Origin of the sequence: Absicoccus porci, assembly GCF_003725415.1 — a bacterium.
Classification (GTDB): domain Bacteria; phylum Bacillota_I; class Bacilli_A; order Erysipelotrichales; family Erysipelotrichaceae; genus Absicoccus; species Absicoccus porci.
In genome coordinates this window covers 1-23,590 of sequence record NZ_RJQC01000003.1, presented here as the reverse complement: position 1 = coordinate 23,590, position 23,590 = coordinate 1, and the positions used below count along the sequence as shown (strand labels likewise).

The 23,590-nt window shown below is 38.4% G+C and carries 27 protein-coding genes; 4 read left to right on the top strand and 23 right to left on the bottom strand.

Features of this window, described 5'->3' with window-relative positions:
* From EDX97_RS08100 to EDX97_RS08050, 11 genes are all read right to left on the bottom strand, one after another.
* Positions 1 to 1,410, bottom strand: a complete 1,410-nt coding sequence (locus EDX97_RS08100) for an APC family permease (RefSeq protein ID WP_128520678.1) — start codon at positions 1,408 to 1,410, stop codon at positions 1 to 3.
* A gap of 5 nt (positions 1,411 to 1,415) precedes the next feature.
* Positions 1,416 to 1,763: a P-II family nitrogen regulator gene (locus EDX97_RS08095; protein WP_128520677.1), complete on the bottom strand. Its 348-nt coding sequence runs from the start codon at positions 1,761 to 1,763 to the stop codon at positions 1,416 to 1,418.
* Positions 1,764 to 1,879: 116 nt separating this feature from the next.
* Entirely contained in the window at positions 1,880 to 2,722 is an 843-nt protein-coding gene (locus EDX97_RS08090) for an AraC family transcriptional regulator (protein WP_128520676.1), read from the bottom strand.
* Positions 2,723 to 2,724: 2 nt separating this feature from the next.
* The gene (locus EDX97_RS08085) at positions 2,725 to 3,852 is read right to left on the bottom strand and encodes an NAD(P)/FAD-dependent oxidoreductase (RefSeq protein WP_128520675.1); all 1,128 of its coding nucleotides are present in this window, start codon (positions 3,850 to 3,852) and stop codon (positions 2,725 to 2,727) included.
* A 1-nt stretch (position 3,853) separates the two neighbouring features.
* On the bottom strand, positions 3,854 to 4,183 hold the full coding sequence (locus EDX97_RS08080) for a (2Fe-2S)-binding protein (protein WP_128520674.1): 330 nt from the start codon (positions 4,181 to 4,183) through the stop codon (positions 3,854 to 3,856).
* Positions 4,176 to 5,765 (bottom strand): FAD-dependent oxidoreductase, encoded by a 1,590-nt coding sequence (locus tag EDX97_RS08075; RefSeq protein WP_128520673.1) that lies wholly within the window; start codon positions 5,763 to 5,765, stop codon positions 4,176 to 4,178. Before EDX97_RS08075 ends, EDX97_RS08080 begins: the two co-directional genes overlap by 8 nt.
* Positions 5,762 to 6,091 (bottom strand): (2Fe-2S)-binding protein, encoded by a 330-nt coding sequence (locus tag EDX97_RS08070; protein ID WP_128520672.1) that lies wholly within the window; start codon positions 6,089 to 6,091, stop codon positions 5,762 to 5,764. Before EDX97_RS08070 ends, EDX97_RS08075 begins: the two co-directional genes overlap by 4 nt.
* A gap of 158 nt (positions 6,092 to 6,249) precedes the next feature.
* Positions 6,250 to 6,435, bottom strand: coding sequence for a hypothetical protein (locus EDX97_RS08065; RefSeq protein ID WP_221175921.1), 186 nt, complete (start codon positions 6,433 to 6,435; stop codon positions 6,250 to 6,252).
* A 189-nt stretch (positions 6,436 to 6,624) separates the two neighbouring features.
* Positions 6,625 to 7,920: an IS4 family transposase gene (locus EDX97_RS08060; RefSeq protein WP_128519752.1), complete on the bottom strand. Its 1,296-nt coding sequence runs from the start codon at positions 7,918 to 7,920 to the stop codon at positions 6,625 to 6,627.
* Between the two features lie 244 nt (positions 7,921 to 8,164).
* Positions 8,165 to 9,223, bottom strand: coding sequence for a cation:proton antiporter (locus tag EDX97_RS08055; protein WP_221175920.1), 1,059 nt, complete (start codon positions 9,221 to 9,223; stop codon positions 8,165 to 8,167).
* A 2-nt stretch (positions 9,224 to 9,225) separates the two neighbouring features.
* Positions 9,226 to 9,828, bottom strand: a complete 603-nt coding sequence (locus EDX97_RS08050) for a TetR/AcrR family transcriptional regulator (protein WP_183164318.1) — start codon at positions 9,826 to 9,828, stop codon at positions 9,226 to 9,228.
* 88 nt (positions 9,829 to 9,916) lie between these two features.
* Between EDX97_RS08050 and EDX97_RS08045 the strand changes: the two genes are divergently transcribed.
* A complete protein-coding gene (locus EDX97_RS08045; protein ID WP_128520669.1) occupies positions 9,917 to 10,327 on the top strand; it encodes a hypothetical protein in 411 nt (136 codons plus the stop codon).
* Between the two features lie 51 nt (positions 10,328 to 10,378).
* Positions 10,379 to 10,855 (top strand): DUF2252 family protein, encoded by a 477-nt coding sequence (locus tag EDX97_RS08040; RefSeq protein WP_128520668.1) that lies wholly within the window; start codon positions 10,379 to 10,381, stop codon positions 10,853 to 10,855.
* On the opposite strand, the gene lon is transcribed toward EDX97_RS08040, so the two are convergent.
* Positions 10,786 to 13,065 (bottom strand): endopeptidase La, encoded by a 2,280-nt coding sequence (gene lon, locus EDX97_RS08035; protein WP_128520667.1) that lies wholly within the window; start codon positions 13,063 to 13,065, stop codon positions 10,786 to 10,788. The genes EDX97_RS08040 and lon overlap by 70 nt on opposite strands.
* Before the next feature lie 198 nt (positions 13,066 to 13,263).
* Between lon and EDX97_RS08030 the strand changes: the two genes are divergently transcribed.
* Both EDX97_RS08030 and EDX97_RS08025 read left to right on the top strand, forming a co-directional pair.
* Positions 13,264 to 13,950 carry an AzlC family ABC transporter permease gene (locus tag EDX97_RS08030; RefSeq protein WP_128520666.1) on the top strand — a complete coding sequence of 229 codons (687 nt, stop codon included), beginning with the start codon at positions 13,264 to 13,266 and terminating at the stop codon, positions 13,948 to 13,950.
* Positions 13,943 to 14,269, top strand: coding sequence for a branched-chain amino acid transporter permease (locus EDX97_RS08025; protein ID WP_128520665.1), 327 nt, complete (start codon positions 13,943 to 13,945; stop codon positions 14,267 to 14,269). The genes EDX97_RS08030 and EDX97_RS08025 overlap by 8 nt, the downstream gene beginning before the upstream one ends.
* Before the next feature lie 23 nt (positions 14,270 to 14,292).
* Here EDX97_RS08025 and cysK read toward each other — a convergent pair whose 3' ends face one another.
* From cysK to EDX97_RS07970, 11 genes are all read right to left on the bottom strand, one after another.
* The gene (cysK, locus tag EDX97_RS08020) at positions 14,293 to 15,225 is read right to left on the bottom strand and encodes a cysteine synthase A (RefSeq protein WP_128520664.1); all 933 of its coding nucleotides are present in this window, start codon (positions 15,223 to 15,225) and stop codon (positions 14,293 to 14,295) included.
* A 70-nt stretch (positions 15,226 to 15,295) separates the two neighbouring features.
* Positions 15,296 to 16,201: an ABC transporter permease gene (locus EDX97_RS08015; protein WP_128520663.1), complete on the bottom strand. Its 906-nt coding sequence runs from the start codon at positions 16,199 to 16,201 to the stop codon at positions 15,296 to 15,298.
* 11 nt (positions 16,202 to 16,212) lie between these two features.
* Entirely contained in the window at positions 16,213 to 17,112 is a 900-nt protein-coding gene (locus EDX97_RS08010; protein WP_128520662.1) for an ABC transporter ATP-binding protein, read from the bottom strand.
* A gap of 97 nt (positions 17,113 to 17,209) precedes the next feature.
* On the bottom strand, positions 17,210 to 17,632 hold the full coding sequence (locus EDX97_RS08005; protein ID WP_128520661.1) for a DUF3021 family protein: 423 nt from the start codon (positions 17,630 to 17,632) through the stop codon (positions 17,210 to 17,212).
* Positions 17,629 to 18,063 (bottom strand): LytTR family DNA-binding domain-containing protein, encoded by a 435-nt coding sequence (locus EDX97_RS08000; RefSeq protein WP_128520660.1) that lies wholly within the window; start codon positions 18,061 to 18,063, stop codon positions 17,629 to 17,631. The genes EDX97_RS08005 and EDX97_RS08000 overlap by 4 nt, the downstream gene beginning before the upstream one ends.
* A 14-nt stretch (positions 18,064 to 18,077) precedes the next feature.
* The gene (locus EDX97_RS07995) at positions 18,078 to 19,067 is read right to left on the bottom strand and encodes an NAD(P)-dependent oxidoreductase (RefSeq protein ID WP_128520659.1); all 990 of its coding nucleotides are present in this window, start codon (positions 19,065 to 19,067) and stop codon (positions 18,078 to 18,080) included.
* A gap of 71 nt (positions 19,068 to 19,138) precedes the next feature.
* Positions 19,139 to 20,395 (bottom strand): AI-2E family transporter, encoded by a 1,257-nt coding sequence (locus tag EDX97_RS07990; protein WP_183164317.1) that lies wholly within the window; start codon positions 20,393 to 20,395, stop codon positions 19,139 to 19,141.
* A gap of 84 nt (positions 20,396 to 20,479) precedes the next feature.
* On the bottom strand, positions 20,480 to 20,836 hold the full coding sequence (locus tag EDX97_RS07985) for a DUF1304 domain-containing protein (RefSeq protein WP_128520657.1): 357 nt from the start codon (positions 20,834 to 20,836) through the stop codon (positions 20,480 to 20,482).
* A gap of 174 nt (positions 20,837 to 21,010) precedes the next feature.
* Positions 21,011 to 22,021: an NADP-dependent oxidoreductase gene (locus EDX97_RS07980; protein WP_128520656.1), complete on the bottom strand. Its 1,011-nt coding sequence runs from the start codon at positions 22,019 to 22,021 to the stop codon at positions 21,011 to 21,013.
* Positions 21,993 to 22,466, bottom strand: coding sequence for an Rrf2 family transcriptional regulator (locus EDX97_RS07975; protein WP_128520655.1), 474 nt, complete (start codon positions 22,464 to 22,466; stop codon positions 21,993 to 21,995). Before EDX97_RS07975 ends, EDX97_RS07980 begins: the two co-directional genes overlap by 29 nt.
* A 2-nt stretch (positions 22,467 to 22,468) precedes the next feature.
* A complete protein-coding gene (locus EDX97_RS07970; protein ID WP_128520654.1) occupies positions 22,469 to 23,281 on the bottom strand; it encodes a nitroreductase family protein in 813 nt (270 codons plus the stop codon).
* Positions 23,282 to 23,590 lie beyond the last annotated feature (309 nt).

Below are 23,590 nucleotides of genomic sequence, written 5' to 3'. Positions count from 1 at the left end.
TCATTCTTCCTCCTTTTGTTGTTTTTGTCGATGAGCAACCAAATACAACGGATGCTCCATTGCCATGACTTCAGATATTTCTAATGGTTTGAATAAAGGTCTTTTAAAACGTACTTTGCACCAAATCACCGAATAAATAGCTAACAGTACAAAGATCAAACCATCAATCGCAAAAATTAGATTGCGTGTAGCTGGATTTCCATCAATATTCCAGATCATCATTGTTGTCCCAATCGCAGAAATGATGGGTAGAAGAATACCGCCTGGCACTTTGAACGTACGTGGTGCCTTGGGCAATCGAAATCGGAAAATGATGACATTGATATCGGATACGATATAAGAAACCATCCAGAAAACGATGGCAACGGAAATCATGAATGTCAAAGAAGAACTTTCCGATAAGCCAAACAAATTGGCACATATTTCCAAGATTCCAATCAACAACACCCCAATGTAGTACGATCCATGTTTATTGGTTTTTAAAAAGAAGGTGGGCAACAAATTGATCTTGGCCATACCTGCACACATAAAGGAAAACGCATTGATGGCTGAATTGACGGTGCTAATAACAGCCAAGGCCGAAACTAAGATCATCCAATAAGAACCCAACATGCCCAATAAGGCATGGCCATACAAGATATGTGGTGCAGCACTTTTTCCTAACTGGGCATAGGGCACATACTTTGTCATGCCCACAACAACCAGGATCTGCATCACCAAGATGATGACCAAACTTAATACCATCCCAAGCGGTACGTTTCTTCTTTCGTTTTTAACATTTTTCGCAATAGGAATAACGAACTCACAACCAATAAATAAGAAGAAAGCCAATCCTAAGTAACCCAGAATATCTGATGATGAAGTGGCTAAATTGGCAGGCTGCGAAACCATGGGATGACTCGATAAACCAGAAGCACCAATAAATCCCATGATCATTAAGGATCCAATCAATACATAGGCCACCACATTTTGCACTTTCGCAAAAATATCTACACCATGTAAATTGGTTATGATCAATACGATCAACATTCCAATCGAAAATGCACTAGCTGGAATATTCGTTGAAAAGACGGAGATGATGGCATTGCCAAACATTGCACTCTCCACTGACCCAGCAATCATCTGACAAACCAGATACCCACCAACCATGGTCAAGATGGTCACAAAGGGTCCCATACCGGCTAATGTATATTGGGCCAATCCACCGGTTAAGTTTGGCATCAATGCATTTAATTCAGCCATAGATAAAGCGGTTAGAATATTGATGGCACAAGCTAAGATCATCGCAATGATAAAGCCTGTTCCTAAAGCACTTGTTCCTTGACCAAGTGACATCAAACAACTGGTCGCAACAATTAAACCAACGCCCGTCGCTATCGCACTTGGTAATCCTAATTTTCGTTCTGCCATAGGCCTTACCTCAACGCGTCGGTTCCTTCTTCACCCGTACGGACACGAATGACACGACTTACCGGTGAAACAAAGATCTTTCCATCGCCGATATGACCGGTATACAATTCTTTTTTGATCAATTCGATCACATCATCCACTTTGTCAACCTCGACAATGACCATGATCATCTGTTTCGGAAGTAGTTCCATTTTTTCATGAATTTCTGGCTCATATTCACGAGTGCCTTTTTCAACACCACATCCAATGACTTGATACACCGTCATACCACTGACTTTTTGTTTACTTAATCCTTCCTTTAAAGCACTCAAATCACTTCGTGAAGTTACCACTTCAATTTTTGAAAAATTCATATAGATTCCTCTCCTTCTATATACGCAAAAACGTCTATTCCCAAAAGAATAGACGTCTTTGTCATATAAAATATAAATTTATTGTATGCAGTGAAAACACGAAATACTTGTAAAAATCAAAACGATAAATAATTCGTATCTTTAATTCGGTTTTTATACTGTTCCTGCTCGATTCGCTTTAAATATTGCTTCGGTGTAATCCCTGCATATTTCTTGAAATCACGAATAAATTGCGATTGATCATAATATCCCAAATTGACGGCTGCCTCCGTCATTTTATTTGGTTGCCCATAATTTAAAAATTCCAAGGCCCGCTGAAATTGAATGATCTTACAAAATGTTTTGGGCGAAAAGCCAATCTGTTCACGAAATACCCGATTGATATAACTTTCACTATATCCGGTTTGTTCCGCTATGGATGAAATACGAATCAAACCATCGGATAGATAAGCCCTTTTGGTGATATCCATCACCAAGGCACGCTTGCCATATGGCTTATCTTGTTGCTTCTCCAATTTGACATATTCTTGCAAAAAGATACGAATTCGTTGATAAAAATCCATTTGCGTAGCCATTTTATCGATCAAGATCGTATCTTTCATCAATTGTTTCAAAGGGATTCGATGACCAATTAAATCCTTCCATTCAATATCAATACCAGCTGGATGATACCCTGGAATAAAACGAACCCCAAACACATCTTGCTTGCCATCCCAATTTTGTCTTTGACAAGATAAAACCGGTCCACACGCATAGGCATCCATTGCATGTTTGGTATATTGAAACACCAAATCAATACAAGCATCGGGTACTACATCAAACGCCCTTGCTTCATGAAGTCCAAATGTATAAAAATGCGAAATGCCCTGTGTCCAATACACTTCTTGTTGAAAATGGTCAGCTTCTAAGACAAAATATGGCTGGGTCGGCCTTAGAAACTGTTCTTTTTGCCAAGTCATAGTTAAATTTTAGCTTTAAAACGATCATATCGTAAAGCACTGATATCGATTTCTGTACGATCCTCATCGATCAATTGTGCCAATTGATGACCAATGGCTGGTGCAATCCCAAAACCATGACCATTTAAGCCACAAGCCATGATCAATCCAGGCACTTCATCTACTTTACCAAGAACCGGCACACCATCGACCATATGATCCATCCAACCAGCCCAGGTACGAACAATTTTCGCATCGGCTAAATCCGGAAAATACTTCATGATACCTCGGCAAATACAAGAAGCCGTCAAACTATTGCACATCTGCATGCCATTATCTTTGGTAAAACCTTCCAATCCAGAAGATCCGCCAAATACAAACGAACCATGCTTGGTTTGATGACCATAAAAATCCGCTTCAGCTGTACCTAACATTTGATCAAACATTGGTGGTTCGGCTTCGGTTACCAAAGCCTCCAACATGATCGGTTGCATCGGCACATCAATTCCTACACTGGCCGCCAATTTACGACTACCTAATCCCGCTGCTAAAACAACAGTATCCCCTGTATATACATTATTTTCCGTAATTACTTGGGCTAGCCGACCACGAACCTTTCTTAATTCCACGACCTTTTCACCCGTAATAAATCGAGTACCCAATTTACGAGCTGTTTTATAAAAGCCTAATGTGGTCGTTAATGGATTGGCATGACCATCGGTTGGACACCAACTCGCACCAATGACCTCATCGGATAAATATGGATTGATTTTCCGTACTTCATCGCCATCGATCATACGAACATCCAAGCCAACCGCTACCGCACGATCGGTTAGACCTTGGAGGATTTCCAAATGTTTTGGGGTTTTGCCCAAACGCAAATTTCCATCTTGATGATATTCACAATCGACTTCCAATTCCTCCGATAAATGTGGCCATAAATGCTTGATTCCAAACATTACCAATGGCAATTCTCGAGGATCTCGGCCAGATTGACGAACACCGCCACCATTTCGACTCGAACCCCCATTACCAATATGATCACTCGCTTCTAAGACAATAACACTTTTTCCGCGTTTGGAAAGATAATACGCAATGGAAGAACCAATGATTCCCGCTCCAATAATGATGACATCTGCTTTGTTTTCCATATCAAGCATCCTCCTTCACTTCATCCGCAAGAATATGCATTTCGGTGGGTCGCATCGGTGCCCGAGACGTTGCTGGTTCTAATTCAGCTGGAGATACACCTAATTCTCTAGCCACGATACTTTTTACCAATCGACCACAAGTCTGTCCTTGACAAAGACCCATGCCTGTACGTAAGTAACGACGAACTTCTGTCATGGTAAACATCCCTTCATGAACGGCTTTTCGGATTTCTCCTTTTGTGACTTCTTCACACCGACAAATAATCAAATCATCATCGGGTTGTGGCACAAATTCACCAATATCTCTTGATCTATCATTGACACTATGCATTTTCCAAACCTCCTTGAAAGAATCTTGCTTTCATGGCATATTCTTTTGGTACTTTGATCGTTAATAAATGCGTTTGATCAAAGGCTGGTGAAGATTTCACATCGATTACTTCGGCCTCACAAATTGGTGCACCACTTCGTGATAGAGCCATGCCTTTGTCACCTGTACTTGGTAATGGTAAAAATTCATACGGCATGGTAATGGATGCATAATCATCTTCATACGTTTCATTGACCAAGAAGATAGCTTGTCCAGAACAAGAAGCGACACACATACCACAACCAATACATTGCTTCTCTTCATCTACCACTGGTAAGGAAGTAATGTGTTCGCCAATTTTGATACAATGCATAGGACACGCATCTTGACAAGGATTACAAGGAATATTTTGCGTACATTCCATGACGGGATGTACACCCACACGATGGGTAACACCCGGGAATCGTTCAATTTCTTCATCGGTCACATAGCCATGTTTCAAAAGATTTTGTGATATTTCGATACCTTCATCCGTCTTTTCAATTTTCTTTCCTTTATTTTTCGGAGCAAACATACCTTGACGTAAAGCATCCAAGGCCAAATCCAAAGCATTCAATGAAGTATCTCGTTCTATTTTGTCGATAAAGCCAAGATATTCACTGGCTGCAAGACCGGCCATACGACCTTCGATCATGGCTGAGCTGGCCTCTTCAATACCGGATACATCCCCTGCTACATATATACCTGGAATCGAGGTTTGGCCATGTTCATCACAAATAGGAACTTGTCCTCCTCGTTTTGGATTGTCTTCCATTTCACATCCAGCCATCTTTAATAATTGCGACATGGGCGATAAGCCAACCGCTAAACAAATGGTATCGACATCAAAATGTTTTTCGGTTCCGGGAATAAATTGGAAATGCGAATCCACTTCCGCAATGGTGACCCCGGTTACATGATCTTCGCCTTCTGCTTTGACAATGGTATGGGATAAATAGAATGGAACTCCGGTTCGAGCCACTTTGGCTGCATGTACACCATAACCACCAATTCTGGGTGCAGCATCCACTAGAGCAACCACATCACAACCACACTGCAACAATTGGAAACTAACAACCAAACCTACATTTCCAGAACCTAGCATCAATACTTTGTTTCCTGGTTTGACACCATGCAGATTCATCATCGTTTGCGCTGCTCCTGCACCAATGACGCCAGGAAGGGTCCATCCATCAAATGTGACCATATTTTCACTAGCCCCGGTCGCAATGATGATGGCATCTCCTTTATAATGATGGATCTGATCATGGATACGAACGGTCAATTCCTTTTCTTGATACAAACCACAAACAGTGGCATTCAATACAACTTCCACACCCGCTTCATCGGCTTCTGCCAATAAACTTTCACCAATCTTAAATCCACGAATCTTCGCTTTATGTTCCTTGGAACCAAAGAATTTATGAATTTGTTTAAATAACTGACCGCCTGGTTTTTCATTTTCATCAAATACCACAACGTGAAGGCCTTTTTTGGCGGCTTCGATCGCAGCGGATAATCCAGAAGGCCCAGCACCGACGACAATAAGATCATATCGTTTCATTTTTGGTCACCTTCTTTCATCGCACGAACTCCATATTGTGTTTGTACTTGCATCCCTGCTTTCAATGGAGTGACACAAGTACGAATATTTGGTTTACCATCAACGACCATGACACAATCGGTACATCGACCAATGGCACAAAAGATACCTCTAGGTTTATGTTGTTTATTGGTATAGCGATGCACCATGACACCTTGCGCTTTTAAAGCCATCGCAATGGGTTCACCCTCATACCCTTGCATGGGCTTGCCATCAAAATAGAATGTGATCAATCTTCCTTTTTCTTGTTTTCCTAAAATCGGATGTACTGCAATTCTTGCATCCATTTGACTCATCCTCTCTAAAAAAGAAAAAGCGCCTACGAATCTTTCATTCTAGACGCCTTTATCTATAGCCTTATTCTACATAAGCAAGATAGGTAAAAATTGTAAAAATCAATACTAATGGATGATTTTTTATGAAAATTCAAATGGTCCGCTTTTTCCTATGCATTCATTTCCCCTGCTAATTCAAATCCTTTCTTGGCAACCAAGACCGCAATAAATTCATTGATGATGGCAGCCGCCGCAATGGTCCCCTGTACAATATGTACTAAGTTTGGTTCTTGGGATAAAGTAGCACAAATAATACCGGTAAAGATCAAAGAGACGCCACTATGCGGCAATGTCATTAAGTTAAGCTAACGGGATAGTGGCAGTGATAAATTCTTATTAAGTTAAGCCTGGATACAATTCTATATCCAGGTCTTTACTTACGTTACAGTTAAAAATGTGGTATTTAAGGTATGACGAAAAGGCAAATTTTTGCACTTCAAAAAAATTTGCCTGTGACTCATATATGAAATATAATCAGTGTAGCGCTATGATGCTTTTGTATTAAATGGTATAGCCGATTTAGGTTTCATATTGCGCTGATATTTTCTATCTGGTCTTACCGGGGCCAGATATTTTTTTATTCTTTTTATCATTTCTTTTGTACAGATTATTTTTCTTAACCAAAGCCTCATATTTGTTACGGCAGTAGATAAATTCACTTTGTAATGATGTTTCCTTTTGTCAGATTGTTCTACTTCGATTCTCTCAGTAATGATATTTGTTAAACAATGTAATAGAATTGCTGCATAGATTTCCTGTTGTATGAAATTACGTTTTTTTGAATGAAATGACATCATTCCGATGATGTATTTCAACATTTTAAACGCAGTTTCTATATTCCATCTCATGTGATACATCTTCTTTAGTTCATTTAAATCGAATTCATCTCTCGTTAAATTTGTTACCAGACATTCATAGGTTTCCTTTGTAATCTTAAAACGAACTACTCTTAGATTCAATTCATAAAACCCATCATCATCAAAATAATCAAAATCCGATTCTTTTTTCATAATGGTAAATTTATCTTTATTATTCTTCGTTTCATTTGTTTGTTTACGAGTCAGTATTTTAGTAACATCTAAATCAAATTCTTCATGTGGCAAATTCAGATTTGAAAGAATTGAACCAAATACATTTATATCTTTAATACGAAATACAAATTTCTGATTATTTTCTATACAACATGCCATTAGATTGTATTTTTCATAACCTCTATCAGCCGTAATAATCGAGTTTACAGGATAATCATGTCTCATAATCATTTTCATTAAAGCAGCACATTCTCTAGTCTTAGTAGCTGTATCAATACTTGTATCCCAGAAAACATGATTAATACAGTCATATAATCCGTTGATATGAAGCTGACTGAATGGTTTATTATTGCCGTTCTGTCTTTTAGTATCTTCATCCTTTTCATCATAGGCAATATTTACATCCGAACCATCGCAAGCTAGAACATGGTATCCTTTCCAAGTCTTGTAGTCATCAAATGCATTCACAAACAGATGCATAATTCTTTGGAAAGCACTGATATCAAGCTTGTCTCTTTGCTGGCAAAGAGCCGAAGCAGTAGGCAAAGAATCCAAGTCTGTAAAATATTCACACAACTCGGAGTTTAGACTTTTAGACTGCATCTGAACAATAAAGTGTATCAGAGTTTCAGCAGGCAGTTTTCTCTTACGAGTAAAATCACTAACAGGGTCATTGCAGTAACAAGCGATGTTGCTGCAAACCATTTTAATAGAACGATTAAAAACATTTAAAATCTTATCTGGAATCATAGGTAAAAATCCTCCTCTATAATTCCTTCGGATTATGTTTAAAATTCCGCTTTTTGGCTTGTCAAGTGTTTTTTACACTTCTTGCACAAAAAAAGNGGAATCATAGGTAAAAATCCTCCTCTATAATTCCTTCGGATTATGTTTAAAATTCCGCTTTTTGGCTTGTCAAGTGTTTTTTACACTTCTTGCACAAAAAAAGAGCCCTACCTATTTATAGGTAAGACTCATAAATTTAAGAATTGTCTTAACTTAATGACATTGCACTATGCGGTAATAAGGTCAACCCCAAATATTTTTGTACCGTTTCTGGCAGTTCGGTGCGATGTGCACCAAAACGAGCCCCACAATATTTTCCAAACGCACGACTGACAATATATATAACTGTATAGCCACCGGCACCAAGCACTAAATGATAGTTCAAAGGAGCACCTAAATTCACAATGGTAGTAAGAAGCGCCACCAAAAGACATGGATTATAGATCTTAATTATGGTTTGGAGCTTCTCATCCGATACCATGTTGGAAAATACAGTTGAAAAAGAAACACCAATCAAAACATAGTTCAAATTAATGCTTGGTGTTATATATCTTTGACAAACCCAACCAAAAAGGGTCGTCACAACGATCATAGCTAAAATAATAGCCAAGATTGATCGTGGTTGTTCCCTTCGTTGTAACCATTTTCCTGTGATATACCCAGGAAGGATTCCAATGAGAATGGGCAAGAAGATCATGACAGGGACCATGTACCAAGGCATCGATCCTGCTGAGACTTGTTTGGCAATCGCTGCATTGACACTAAAGAAAACAATGATCCCAACAATATCATCCAACACAGCCATGGGCAATAATGTATCCGTAACGGGGCCTTTGGTATGATATTCCTGCGTAATGGACAAGGCCGGTGCCGGTGCAGTTGCTAAAGCAATACCACCAAACGCAAACCCTAACCAGATAGGAACCCCTTGAAAAGAGAAGACAATGCTAAAAACAAAAGATACAATCAAAAAAGTACCTAAAGATTGAGTCAAGGTCGTGATCAATAAAGCACTTCCATACCTTTTTAACTTTTTCCAAATCAGTTCCGTACCTAACATCAAGCCAACCCCAACACTTAAAATATCTTGGATCCAGTTATACCAATTGCTATCTAATATGGTTTGTGGCATCCATGCCAAAGCATGAGGTCCCAAAGCCATGCCAGCAATCAACCATCCTAATATAGATGGCATATGGATCTTGGTCATCAAACGACCAATAAGGAAAGCACAGACTAAAGTCAAAAGCCATCGGATGATCAACATTTTCATTCCTCCTTCTTTTGGGCAATGCCATACAACATCAAATCAATACATTGAGCAACCCCCTTTTCATGTTGTTCCATACGATCCATAAAACTCGCATTTTTGTTTTCTTGCCTTTGAAACCACATGTTATAAAACGTTTGCATCCATTCCATCCATTGATAAGCCATTTCTTCACTCACATTCTTTCGAAGGGTATGTTTTGCGAGTAATTGACCAAATTGTTGGCGATTAAGCACATCAATCGGTGCACGAAGTATTTTGATTTTAGATTCTAATTTTTGTGGTGGATTTACCATAATTTCCAAAAAAAGTCGTGCTTCCATTTCATGGGAAGAAAAAAAGTGCATACGTGCTGTGTTGTATGCCACACCTTTGCTCATTTGTGTTTCAATATCAGTTGCCATCTCTTCCATACTTCTTTTCACACAAGCCAAATAGAGATCATCTTTATCTTTATAATTATGATAAATCAGTCCTTTATTGATACCGGTCGCACAGATTGCATTGATCGAACTACCCGCATATCCATTCTGACCAAATTCTTGAATACCTGCTTTGAGGATTTTTTCCTTGGTTCTTTGGGTTTTTATTTCCTTTCGCATTCTATCACCAAAGCTATTGTAATTATTATTGACTTTTTGGTCAATTATATTCAAAATTTTTTCCATATATAAAAATGGGGACCTATTTATGAATAATGAAAATATATTTCCTTTACTCGATCCTATTCGTACGGCATTTTTTCGCGAAATTCAAAACAAGGCAAAAAATATGGAAAATCCTTGCGTAAGACCTTACCACGCTCCCAATCAAGGACAATGGACGTTCCGAACCAATGGAACCGATAAATTTCAATTGATCTTTGATCAAGAAAAAAATCATGTACAAGATGTTATTTTCCTTTGCCATGAACGAATAAAAGCATCTGTTTTCTTTCGCGGTGCCGACATCATCATAGCTTCGGATATGAGTGAACTAGCTATGAAAACGTATCAAGATTCGATGCATCGATATACGTTGATGAGTCCGTTGGATGTGTGGATGATCATTATCGTTTCAAAGAAGATCCACCCGAAATCTTTCCCATGCGTACCATCCTGAAACAAAAAACTATCAATTACTCCTCAACAGCTATCCAAATAACTGGAATTGATGATAAAAATCTATCGGCTCAGCATACCCAAAGAGCGTCGCTTTATCATTGATCAATATACCATTCGTGATATTGCTTTCAAAGTGGTAGGTGTTGGTAGTGTAGGCACTCGTTGCTGGGTCATTTTACTAGAAGGTGGTTCCAATCAGGATACACTCATCTTACAAATCAAAGAAGCCAATGATTTTGTGGGATATTGTACTTTATGTGCAAGGACATTGGCTCATGCACACGCAAAAACCGGAAATCGATTTGCGATTGCCGGTTATTTAGGAAAAAATGATTGTTTTATTCAATCGATGGCGCAATTTGCGGATGCCTATGCCAACCAAAATGAAAATGATTATCAAACTTTTCTACAAACTTTAGAAAAAAGCTGTAACGATTTCGCTACAGCTTCTTCGCTTTATGCATCCAAGATATTGTTGGCTTTTAATACATCGGATACTTCTTTGACACCAATAATTTGTAACTGATTTTTTACTTCTTGTGGTACATCTTTCAAATCACGAATATTTTCTTCAGGAATATAAATCGTCTTTAAGCCAGCTCGTGCCGCTGCCATTAACTTCTCTGGCAAACCACCGATAGCTGTCACAACACCCCGTAAAGACACTTCACCGGTCATACCAACCGTTGGATCTACTTTCTTACCCGTGACTAAGGAAACTAAGGCAGTCGTCAGGGTGATACCAGCCGAAGGTCCATCTTTTGGCACAGCACCTTCTGGGACATGAATATGTAGATCATTTTCCTCAAATAATTCTTCTTTTTCCGGGAACATGGATTTCACAATGCTAATCGCAATTTGTGCGGATTCCTTCATGACATCCCCCAACTGGCCCGTAATAATGGTCTTGCCTTGGCCTTTGGTGAATAATGTCTCAATAAATAAGATTTCTCCACCTGCACTTGTCCACGCTAGACCCGTTACGATACCTGGCTTGGTTTCTGTTAATTTCCGACCATGACGAATCGGTTGCATATCCAATAATTCAGATAGATCTTCTGGTAAGACCGTAACTTTTTTATCATCGTCTTGTTCTACATGAACAGCCACGGAACGACAAAGTGTATCTAAGCGATTCTTTAAACCACGAACGCCACTTTCCATCGTATAACCAGAAATTATTTCTTCGATGGTTGGATCTGGCACTTCCAACATATCCTTTGTAATGCCCATGGATTCCATCGCTTTTGGCAATAAGTGTTGTTTCGCAATTTGTAACTTATCTGATGCGGTATAACCAGAAAAACGAATCACTTCCATACGATCCAATAATGGCTCAGGAATCGTATCCATCGTATTGGCCGTACATACAAATAAGACATCCGATAAATCATAAGGTACATTCATATAATGATCGGTGAAGGTAGAATTTTGTTCAGGATCCAATACTTCCAATAAAGCACTGGCTGGATCACCATTATAGGAAGAAGATAATTTATCCACTTCATCTAAGACCATGACGGGATTGGATACGCCACTTTTTTTGATGCCATCCATGATTCGTCCAGGCATCGCACCAATATAGGTTCGACGATGACCACGAATATCCGCTTCATCACGGACACCTCCTAAACTGACACGCACATATTTTCGATGCAAGGCATCCGCAATACTTTTTCCAATACTTGTTTTTCCTGTTCCTGGTGCACCGACAAACAAAAGAATGGAACCCGATTGTTGCTTCTTTAAATTCATGACCGCAATCTGTTGAATGATTCTTCGCTTGATTTTCTCCAAACCAAAGTGTTCGCGATCCAAAACGGCTTCTGCTTCTTTCAAATCAATCTTTTCGGGTGCTTCCTTGCGCCAAGCCAGCGAAGTCATAAAATCCAAATAGTCATAAAGCATGCCATATTCAGGACTGTTGTTGCCTTCTTGTTTCAAGCGATTCAATGCTTTTTCCGCTTCTTTTCGTGCATCTTCATTCATACCTGATTCTTCTATCCGCATTTCCATACGACGAATATCCGTTACATTTTCCGGATGCATATCATCTAATTCTTTTTGCAGATAATCCAATTGTTTTTTAATGGCTTGTTCTTTATACAATTTTCGATAATCTTCCTGCTGAGCTCGAGCTGCATCATTCTGAACTTGTGCCGTCTCACTAAATTCATACATGATCTTTTCAATGGCTTCGGCTCTTTTTGCACGACTATCTATTTCCAATAAATGATATCGTTCTTCATTGGTAATAGTTAACCATGGTGAAGCAGTAACAATCATTTGTTCTAAAGAATCAAAACCTTGAATAAAGTTTTTTGCATCTCTACCCCAAGGAGTGTTTTCACTAAATTCTAATATAGCTTCTTTAATACCTTCCACTTTTTGTGCTTCCGTAGCACTATCGAGATCATCGATATCATTCAATCGCGTCAATGAAAAATCAAATGTTTGATCTGCTACTTTATAAATATCATTTAAACGTACCCGATTGTTGGTTTGAATGGCCACATATCCTTGATCGTTGACTTCCGTAATTTCACCACGTACACCGATTGGATAAAAACTATTTTCATCCAAATCTTCGGGTGCTGTCTTTTCCTTTTCCATTAAAAACAAAACACGACTTCCTTGTGTCGGTTCATGGTTGGTTACTTCTTTAAAATCTTCCGTTTGAAAATAGACTCTTGTATTGGGAAGAATCAATGTGTTATAAATCGGTAAAAGTATCATAATAAACACCTCCGTTTTTAGCACTGTTGTTTGCCAAGTGCTAATCATGGGCTAAATATACCCCTAGCTCGTATGAATGTCAAGCCAGACAACCAAAAACCATGGAAAGCCTTCTCTATTCTTCATTTTCTTTCTATTCGCCAATTTGTTCTTATCTGTCGTATAATAACACATATGTGCGATTGGGGAGGAATGTACATGACATTGAAATATGCATTTAAACAATCATTGCCCGTAATGGCTGGCTATATCGTTCTTGGCACTGGTTTTGGTGTATTACTTGCATCCAAAGGATATGGTCCAGGATGGGCATTTTTGATGAGTTTTTTTATTTATGCAGGTTCCATGCAATATGTAGCCATTGATTTGATTACATCCGGTGCCACACTTATAACAACAGCAATCATGACACTGATGGTCAATGCTCGCCATCTTTTTTATGGTCTTTCCATGATTGATCGTTATCGCAATACCCAACCCTATAAACCCTATCTGATCTTTGGTTTGACCGATGAAACCTATTCCTTAGTTTGTAGTGGAGAAGTTCCTGCAGGCATTGAACAAAATAAATATTATTTTTACGTAACCCTACTTGATCAAATCTATTGGATCTTAGGCAGTCTACTTGGTTCTGTTCTAGGAAGCATCATCCTCTTTAATACCACCGGTATTGATTTTGCGATGACCGCTCTTTTCCTAGTTGTTTTCACCCAACAATGGTTAGACACCAAAAATCACTGCAGTGCTTTAATTGGCGTGTTTTGTTCAATTCTTTGTCTCTGGTTATTTGGCCCTGATCGCTTCTTAATTCCGACCATGATCTTGATCACACTCCTATTGACTGTCTTGAAAAAACAATTAGAGAACGAGGAAAGCCATGACTGATACACACACTTTATTATTGATCCTGGTGATTGCCGGAATCACCATACTTCTTCGTTTTTTACCTTTTCTTGTTTTTAGCAATCACAAAGAAACGCCATCCTATATCACCTATTTAGCTTCGATCTTACCGTATGCGATCATGGGGATGTTGGTGGTTTATTGTCTTCGCAATACACAATGGATGAAAGCTTCACATGGTCTACCAGAATGTCTGGCCACACTGGTTGTGGTGGGATCCTATGTTTGGAAGCGAAATACGCTATTGAGCATAGCCGGGGGCACAATTTTATACATGTTTTTTGTGCAGGTTCTTTTTTGATAAAAAAAAGAGCGAAATACGCTCTAATCCGAATCAAACAATGGCGTTGAATAATATCTTTCAGCCGTATCCGGAAGTATGGTCACCACCGTTTTGCCTTTACCTAATTTTTTAGCTAGTTTTAGGGCAGCCGCAACATTACTGCCACTGGAAATACCACAAAGAAGTCCTTCTTGACAGGCCAATTGTTTGGCCGTATAAATGGCTTCTTCATCGGAAATGATGCAAATTTGCGAATATATATCTTGATCTAATATGGGTGGAATCAAGCCATCACCAATTCCCATTTGTAGATGCGTACCCACCGGCCGGCCGGATAGGATCGCCGCTTTTTCTGGTTCAACGGCCCAAATCTCTATCTTAGGATTTTTGGCTTTGAGAACTTGACCAACACCCGTAATGGTGCCACCTGTCCCAATGCCTGAACAAAACCCATCAATAGGTCCATTCACTTGTTCTACAATTTCTTGAGCGGTATATTCTTTATGTGCCTTGATATTATTTTCATTTTCAAATTGTTGTGGTACAAAGACACGTGTATCTTCCTTTGCCATTTGTTTAGCCTTAGCTACACAGGCTTGGATACAATCACCAATATTGCCTGCATCATGAACCAAGATCACTTCCGCTCCATATTGTTTGACTATTTTCCGTCGTTCTTCACTGACTGAATCTGGCATGATGATGATGGTCTTATATCCTTTGACAGCTCCAACCAAAGCTAAACCCACCCCTTGATTACCGGAAGTGGGTTCAACAAGAATCGTATCTTTATGGATTTTTCCTTGTTTTTGGGCTTGTTCGATCATCATGAGGGCGGTTCGCGTTTTGATTGAACCACCAATATTTACACCTTCCAATTTTACGAATACTTGTGCATCTTCTTCATGGGTCATTCGTTGTAAACGAATCATTGGTGTATGTCCCACCGCTTCTAAAACAGTATGATAAATCATGGTCTTACTTCCTTTGTATACAACCATAACTATAACACACATTGGGTCGATGTACTTTTTTCTTTCTCTATTACTTTCTTCGATAGGTCTTGGCATAGATCAAAATGATCGCAAAAATAGAAAGCACAAATAGGATTCCTATATATAAAAGAGAATGCATTATTGAAAGGTCATGACCAAACATGGTGGCATGATAAGAAAATACATTTTTTATCTCTTTCACAAACAAATCGCCACCGATGATGGAATTTTCTATATGATCCAATATCCCTTTTGACAATAAATTACGAATCATCACCGTACTATGTGTGGCTGGTAATAGATTGCAGACGTTTTGTATCGAATCGGAAAATTGTGACAAGGGTATATAGGCGCCAATCACAAAACCACATCCCGCTGACAATAAGCCATAAAAAGCATCACTGGCAGATGTAGACTTAAAAAACAAAACGAGGACCATGATACATGCGGTCGCGGAAATCGAACCAAACAAGATCAGGCTATATAGTTGAAGAATGGTGGGACCATCCATGTATAGATTGCCAAATCCTTGCAGAAACAACAAACCTATTGTAAACAACAAAGCTGTCATCAGAAAAGCTGAAATCGTTGCACTTGTATAATAGGCCAAGGCGATTTGATAGCGTTTCATGGGGGTTGTTGCGATATCCTGATCGACCTTGGTTTCTTTATCTTTGACAATGGTACTTAAACAACTATAGGGAATGGTGATCAGAGATGATCCCATGATACCACTCAACAATAGAGTATATACGATTTGATCGATGGATTGGGTGGAAATCGAAAGATGCATGGCTTCCACCATTTGAAGCATGCTATCTGCATAATTGTCTTTTAAAAACAAAATGTACAATCCAAATACAATGATGGGTGTCAACAAAGAAAAAAGGATGGCTTGTCGATCTTTAAAATATAGAAGTAAATTACGTTTTGTAAGTCCTATATATCCATTCATACGGCACCTCGCTATTCTAAACTATGACCTGTACAATTTAAGAAAACATCGTCCATGCTTCCTTTAATGATTTCATAATCGATAATTTGATGTCGATATGCATATAAAAATGCAGTAATATTGCCCTGAATGTTTACTACATAATGATCTTGTTCATATTGAGGATCCCCTATTTTGGAAACAATTATTTCAGCTTCATGACTTGGTTGGGTGTACCAAAGAAAATGAGCTGGGGCAAAACGATCCTTTAAACGAGAAGGCGTATCCTGACACATGATCTTTCCTTGATCCAAAATGACAACATGATCCGCATGGGAGGTTTCTTCCATATAATGGGTCGTTAAAAAAATGGTCATCTTTTTTTCTTTTCGTAAAAAATGGATATATTCCCAAACTAATCTTCGATTTTTCGGATCCAGACCTGTCGTTGGTTCATCCAGAAATAAAATACGAGGGTCATGGATCAAGCTGCGACAAATATCCACACGTCGTTTTTGACCACCGGATAAGGTTCCATAAGGCTTTTTCCATAAGGATTGCATCTCAAAATACGTTTCAAATTCAGCCAATCGTCTTTGGATTTCAACTTTTTTCATACCATAAAAAGAACCTCGAGTCATTAAATTTTCTTGGACGCTCAACTTAGGATCCAGAACTGAATTTTGAAAAACGATCCCAATATTTTTCCGAATTTCATCATCGTCTTTTCCTAAGGTGTATCCACAAATGCAAACATCGCCTTGATTTTTTTTCAAGATCGTACATAAAATATGGATCGTTGTAGATTTACCAGCGCCATTTTCACCAAGCAATGCAAATAATTCCCCTTCTTCGACCGAAAAAGAAATATCATTGACGGCAAGATGCTGATCATATTTTTTCGTTAAATGTTTCACTTCAATAATAGACATTGGTATGCTCTCTTTCTACTTCGAAAATAACATATCAATACTCACAAAAAAAGAGTTTGGCAACCAAGTTACACAAACCCTTGACCAAGATGCATGATCATGCCTCATGGTCTTGAATTTCTTTTAAGGCTTCATTGATTTGTTTAGCATCCTTCTTCCCCATCCATATCGTGACAATCCAAACGAAGATATAAACCATAAAATAACCAATGGAAAGAAGGAAAGCGCCTTGCCCGTCTGCATACCAACCACATATCGAACCAAGCAACATAACGATCGCATAGACGCTGAAAATATGAAGAATAAGACCAAGAATCGGATGAAGTTGCAGGATATCCAAAATGAAATAGGGGATGGTGCATAAAAAGCCGCAAAGCACAAACGAAATAGGATGGTACCACAACAATTGAAATGAATCACCAAGGAGATGTTCAATCACCCCTTGGAAAGCAACAAGACATAAGATCCCAAAAGAAATGGAAATGGCTTGTAGTAAAATTTCTTTACGTCTATCCATCATAGGTCCAGCCTCCTCTTGATTTCTTTTACATAACTTCTCGAAATGATGACTTCTTCTCCATTGAATAATTCCGCACGCATACGACCACCCATTTCATATTGTACTTGTTTGACCTTTCTTAAATTGATGATCATGGCTTTTGAACAACGGGCAAATAAAGGATCCAATACATTTTCTAACTCATACAATCGATGCTTGGTTTCATACCATGTATTCATCAAATAGACATATGTATGTTTATCGACCGATTCTACATAGTAGATTTGATGCATAGGAATACGAATGATTTTGTTTTGATGACGACACCAAATGACACCATCGCCACTTTTTAAAAGATCAATGGCACTTTGAATCGTTGATGTTTTTTCCACAGCCCGAATATAAGCAGACTCCTCTTCCATTTCATGAACTTGTTCATAGACGACTTTCATATCGTTCCATCCTTCTATAAAGCATTGACAACATGGACAGGTTTCTCTCCTTTAGCTATGCGTTGGGTATTCTCCCATATCGTTTGATAGGCACGATGGAAAAAGCCACTGGTACAACCGCTAATATGGGGCGAAACGATAATTTTTTGTTGAAGATCAAGAGGCAAATTCAACAATGGATTATTTTTTTGTACGGGTTCAGGTGCCAAAGTATCTAAGCCGACACCCGCCAATTTACCCGACTGAAGGGCTTCTACTAATGCTGGATTGACAACGATCTCGCCCCGGGCTGTATTGATAAAATAGGCTTGATCTTGCATCTTTTCAAAGAAGACAGAATCACACATGCCAACCGTTTCTGATGTAACGGGTACATGCATACTGATGATGTTGCATGATTTTAGAAGGTCATCCAAAGCTAAATACGTAGCGTGATATTGTTTTTCTTCCTGTTTAGAAAGGCGATGTCTCTGATAGTAATGGACTTCCGGAGCAAAGGGAACAAGAAGTCTAGCCACTTCTTTACCAATATCACCAAAACCAATCAATCCCACTTTCATTTCATTCAGTTCATATATCCCATGAGACATTAGATAGGTTTTTGTTTCTATCTGATGGCCAGCCTTAACATTTTCATAACCGTGTAAAAGATGTCTTAATAGAGCCAACATCAATAAGATGGTCTGCTCGGCTACCGCAATGGCATTGGCTCCTTTTTGATTGCAAACATAGATACCCTTCTCTTTTGCTGCTTGTATATCTATTTTATTGAAGGCAACTCCCTCGGAATGAATTAATTTTAATTTTGGTATATGTTCAATCTCATATCGTGTGAATGGACAAATGGCATCTACGACCACGACTTCTGCATCTTTTCCTGCGGCAATAACTTCATCTGCAGAAGCATTTATAGGAATGACGAGATATTCGGTATTTTTCGCATACTCTGTATCGGGTTTATATTTTTCAACTCGGGCACGATCACCGATAAATAAAATTTTCATAAAAAACCTCACTTTATCTGCTTATATCATAATCAATCGGCTAAAAAGAAAAAAGGCTAAATCATTCATGATTAAGCCTGTTTGTCTGTTTGCGAATTTATCGATTCACGATGCGCCTTGATCTTGTTGATACCTCGTTCAAACCATGTCTTCAATAATGCCGTAATAGGGACTGCAATTAACATTCCAACAAATCCACCTGTTTTATTGCCGGCAATTACACCCAATAAAACCAACATAGGATGAATTTGTACGTTTTTACTCAATAAGCGAGGATTCACAATGGCACCATCTACCCCTTGAATGACCAAAAGAATGATAAATCCAACAATGATCACTTGAATATTTCCCGATAGAATACCCGATACCAACGTTAGACCATAACCTACGATTGGACCGAGATAAGGGACCATATTACCAATGCCTGTTAATACACCAATGACTATGCCATAAGGAATGTGCGCTATGGAAAAAGTGACACTGACCGCAATCATCATAAAAATGGCATCGGTCATTTGACCACGAATATACCCTGCAAATACGGTACTAATATCTTTCCATATGTGATTCAAATGTGGCGCTGTCTTTTCACCAAACAGTACTTCGGCCACATTCTCCCAATAGGTATGAAGACTCGGCCAATCGAGCATAAAATAGACTGAAAAAATGATTGAAAATAAGATTGTGGATCCTACTGATTTGATATTGTTCAACGTATGACCAATCCCCTGTACTCCTGTTCCAAAATTTGAAGTCAACCCATTTCGGATTGCATCTACAATTTGTTGGGCTTGTTCCGATTTGACGTTCATTTTTTCTAACCAAGTCAAGATACCTTGATACATTTGATTGAGACTTTGCGTAAAAGCTTGAATGATCTGAAAGAGACTGGCATCATGAAGAGAATTAAATTGTTGTGTGATCGTAATGATCAACAAACTAATCAGAATAATGATTCCTAAAATTATGCCACCAATCGTAATCACAACCCCAAAATAATGAGCAGTTTTTGGTCGATTTTGAAAAAAAGGTCGTTTTTTAAATTGGGCTTCAACCTTTTCACAAAGTGGATATAACAAATAGGAAATAATGAAGCCTATCACTACCGGTTTTAAAATACTAACGATCCATGCAAGCGAACTGCCAAGAGCGGTAAAGAAGTTGTCCGCATAAGATAGAATACCATATAGGACATATAAAACCACACAAGTACCAATCACATAGAGTGAGATTTCGGTATATTGTCTATTTAGTTTCAATCGATCCTTCATTTTCTTTGGTTTGATTTTTTCAGACATATCGGTTGTCTTGTCTTTGTTATCTTTCATACCCTTTTCCTTTTCCATTCTCTTCCTGTATGTTTTTTCTTGCAAACAAGAAAAGATTTGGATTCACTATAAATGGTAAATTTCTTAGAAAATACAAAACAATAACGTCAAAATTGCCAGTCCACCTTGCATGAGAATAATTTTTGGATTACTTGTCAAACTGCCATAAAGTGCCACTGCTACAATATAACCCATCAAACATACAACCGCTGTCTTGCTCGCAAAAACAAAGACAGCCAATAAAATCATGACTGCAAGCAAGCCATTATAAACACCTTGATTTTTAAATAAGATGTTCACATTTTTTTGACGCAGTTCCGTTTTTGTCATGCCAAAAACTTTTGATGTTTTTGTAGACGCTGTCGCAATGGTTTCTAGATAAAAAATATAAAGAAACTCAGCTGCAACCAATACAGATAAAATTTTCGTTATCAGATTCATATGTATTTCAACTCCCTTATCTTATCCAATTTACTTTAAATAAAGCATTGACTATATGTCAGTTATTTATTATGGCATGAACTGTAAAAAATAAAAAGCCCTATGCTATTTCTGTACACGAACAAGATAGTTTCCTTTTCATGAATGCTGTTTCAGATCGGATACCCATTTTCTTTATGCTTTTTCCATTTTAATAATGGTTTTTCCTCTTGATTTGCCCTGTTTTACCTTATCTAAAGCTTGATTGATTTGATCTAAAGAATAAACAGTGTCAATCGAAGTATGCAAAGGATGTTCCTTATCAAATAAGTCGTTGACTTTTTCCAATTGTTTACCATTTTCATGAACAAAAAGGAAATCATACGTTTGATTTTTTGCAGCAGCCATTTTATCGTATTTTCTTCCAGCCACTTGAAAAAGTATTCGTTTGCCCCATGACATACCACTTCGTTTCGCAAATCGGCCGTTTGGTAAGCCTTGCAAAGAGACTAAATTTCCACCTGGCTTCAATACTTTGAATTCATTAGGGAGTTCACGATCGCCCAGTGTATCGAGAACATGGTCCACATTGGACAAAACATCCACATAGTTCTCTTTTTTGTAGTCAATGAACTTCTCCGCACCTAACTCATATACACGTTTTTCATTTTCTTTGCTGCCATTGGTATACACATGCAATCCAAGACTTCGCGCTATTGGAATGGCCATAGCGCCTAGACTTCCGGTACCTCCCGAAATAAAGATGGATTCTCCCGCTTGTGCGTGCATCATTTCAAAAGCTTGCATTGCCGTAAGCGCCGTTAGAGGAACGGTTGCAGCTTCTTCATAAGACAGATAGTCGGGTATCGGTGCAAGTGCCGATTCCTGAATGGCTGCATATTCTGCAAAAGCGCCAATCTTTTTTAATGGTAGCCGACCATATACACGGTCCCCAGGTTTAAAATGCATTGCTTTCTTGCCAACTTTTACCACAACACCAGCCAATTCATTTCCCATGACCAGTGGCATTTTATAGGGCACAATAAGTTTTACCTCACTTCGAATGATCATATTATCCAAAGGATTCACAGCAGCAGCCATGACCTGAACAAGTACTTCATCATCGGCTGGAACCGGAATAGGAATGTCACGTATTTCTAGTTTTGTACCTTTTTTATCATACTGTGTAAGTAGTGCTGCCTTCATTTGATGTCTCCTCTTCTTTATGGTTTTGTTTTATATATATCCGCATGTTTTGGATACAATCCGCTAAAGTAATGTCTCCAAGTTTTTTTTCTACCTCTTCTTCTGTTTCCCGAAACATATTACTAAGAACAGGACGAATATTATGTCCAACAATACATGCATCATTCGGATTTTGATGAATATCAAATAGATGAAGCATATCGGTTTCCATGACGGCCTTGTATACGTCAAACAAGGAAATTTCATCTGGTTTTCGAAGCAATCGAAATCCACTGATACCACGTCGGCCCTCGATGATACCGGCTTTACGTAGTCGGGTTGTCAATTTACGAATATAACTTGCATTTGTGCCAACACTTTGTGCCAGCTGATCCGAATTGATGGGTGTTTCTGATTCAGATATTAAAATCAATGTATGTATGGCAGATGAAAATTTTGTATCCATGTTTATACCTCCAATTCATAGGTAGCCATATATTCTGTATTCTCTAATGTTGCAATGTTTGGATCCGATTGAATCCACTTTCCTGACAATCCTCTTTCTTGTGCGGCAATTTCAAAATGACAAAGAGCAATGCCTAAATCCACTTTTTGAATATCGCCAAAAGATTCCTTCGCATATCCAGCTGTTTTCTTTTCATAAAAATGAACTCGATCTTTTTGTACAATCATTCGCCATGGTTGCTTATTTGTAGCTGAAGGGGCAAGCCGCACCATTTCCAAAGGAAACTGCCACGTTCCAGCATTGGTTTCATTCAATGGTGTTTGAAAGGTATCCTGAAAAAACAAAGATGAAAATGGTAGACGACTATCGGACTTCATACCTTTACGCATCAAGTTCTCCCGAATGGAACGTTTTTCCGCTGCATAACCAAGAGGTGTAACAGCTGGCATTATTTCATCGTCTTTTAAATCAATGGCTTTCTCAAATGATTTACGATCGATTGTACCAGCCAACCACACGCTTCCAAGCCCTAAAGAAGTAACATAAAGAATAAATTTTTCAAAAGCATAACCAAAAGATAATTCCGCATTTTTTTGTTTCCGAACTTTGCCAGCTACATACGTATCTGCACCAACGATAACGGGACTGCCAATTCCATCCTTTTTTTCATGCAATATCGTAAAATCAACAGGCACATCAAACAATCCATTATCTTTTTTTAGATATGTTTTCACTTGATTCATAAGTTCCATGGGAATGGGTTCCGCTTTATATGTTCTAACACTTTTTCTTTTTCTAATTAATTCTGTATTCATTGCATTTCCTCTCCATTTGTATTTGTATTTGTATTTGATACTGATACATTATCAAACAGTACCCTCCCCGTCAAGAAAAAAAATAAAAGATTGATAATGAACCAAGCATGGATTCGTGATGTTCCACTGTAGCCCATCCTCGTATTTTAATAGACTTGCTTACATAGGCTACCTTCAATCATCATTACCTATCCTAAAAAATGGCATGTAGCCTAATGTAGTGAACCCAGAAAGTTGGACAAAATGAAGTTCAACAGGAGGGTTCACTTTTTCTATGAAATTGACAGAAAAACAGAAAAAAGAAATTTA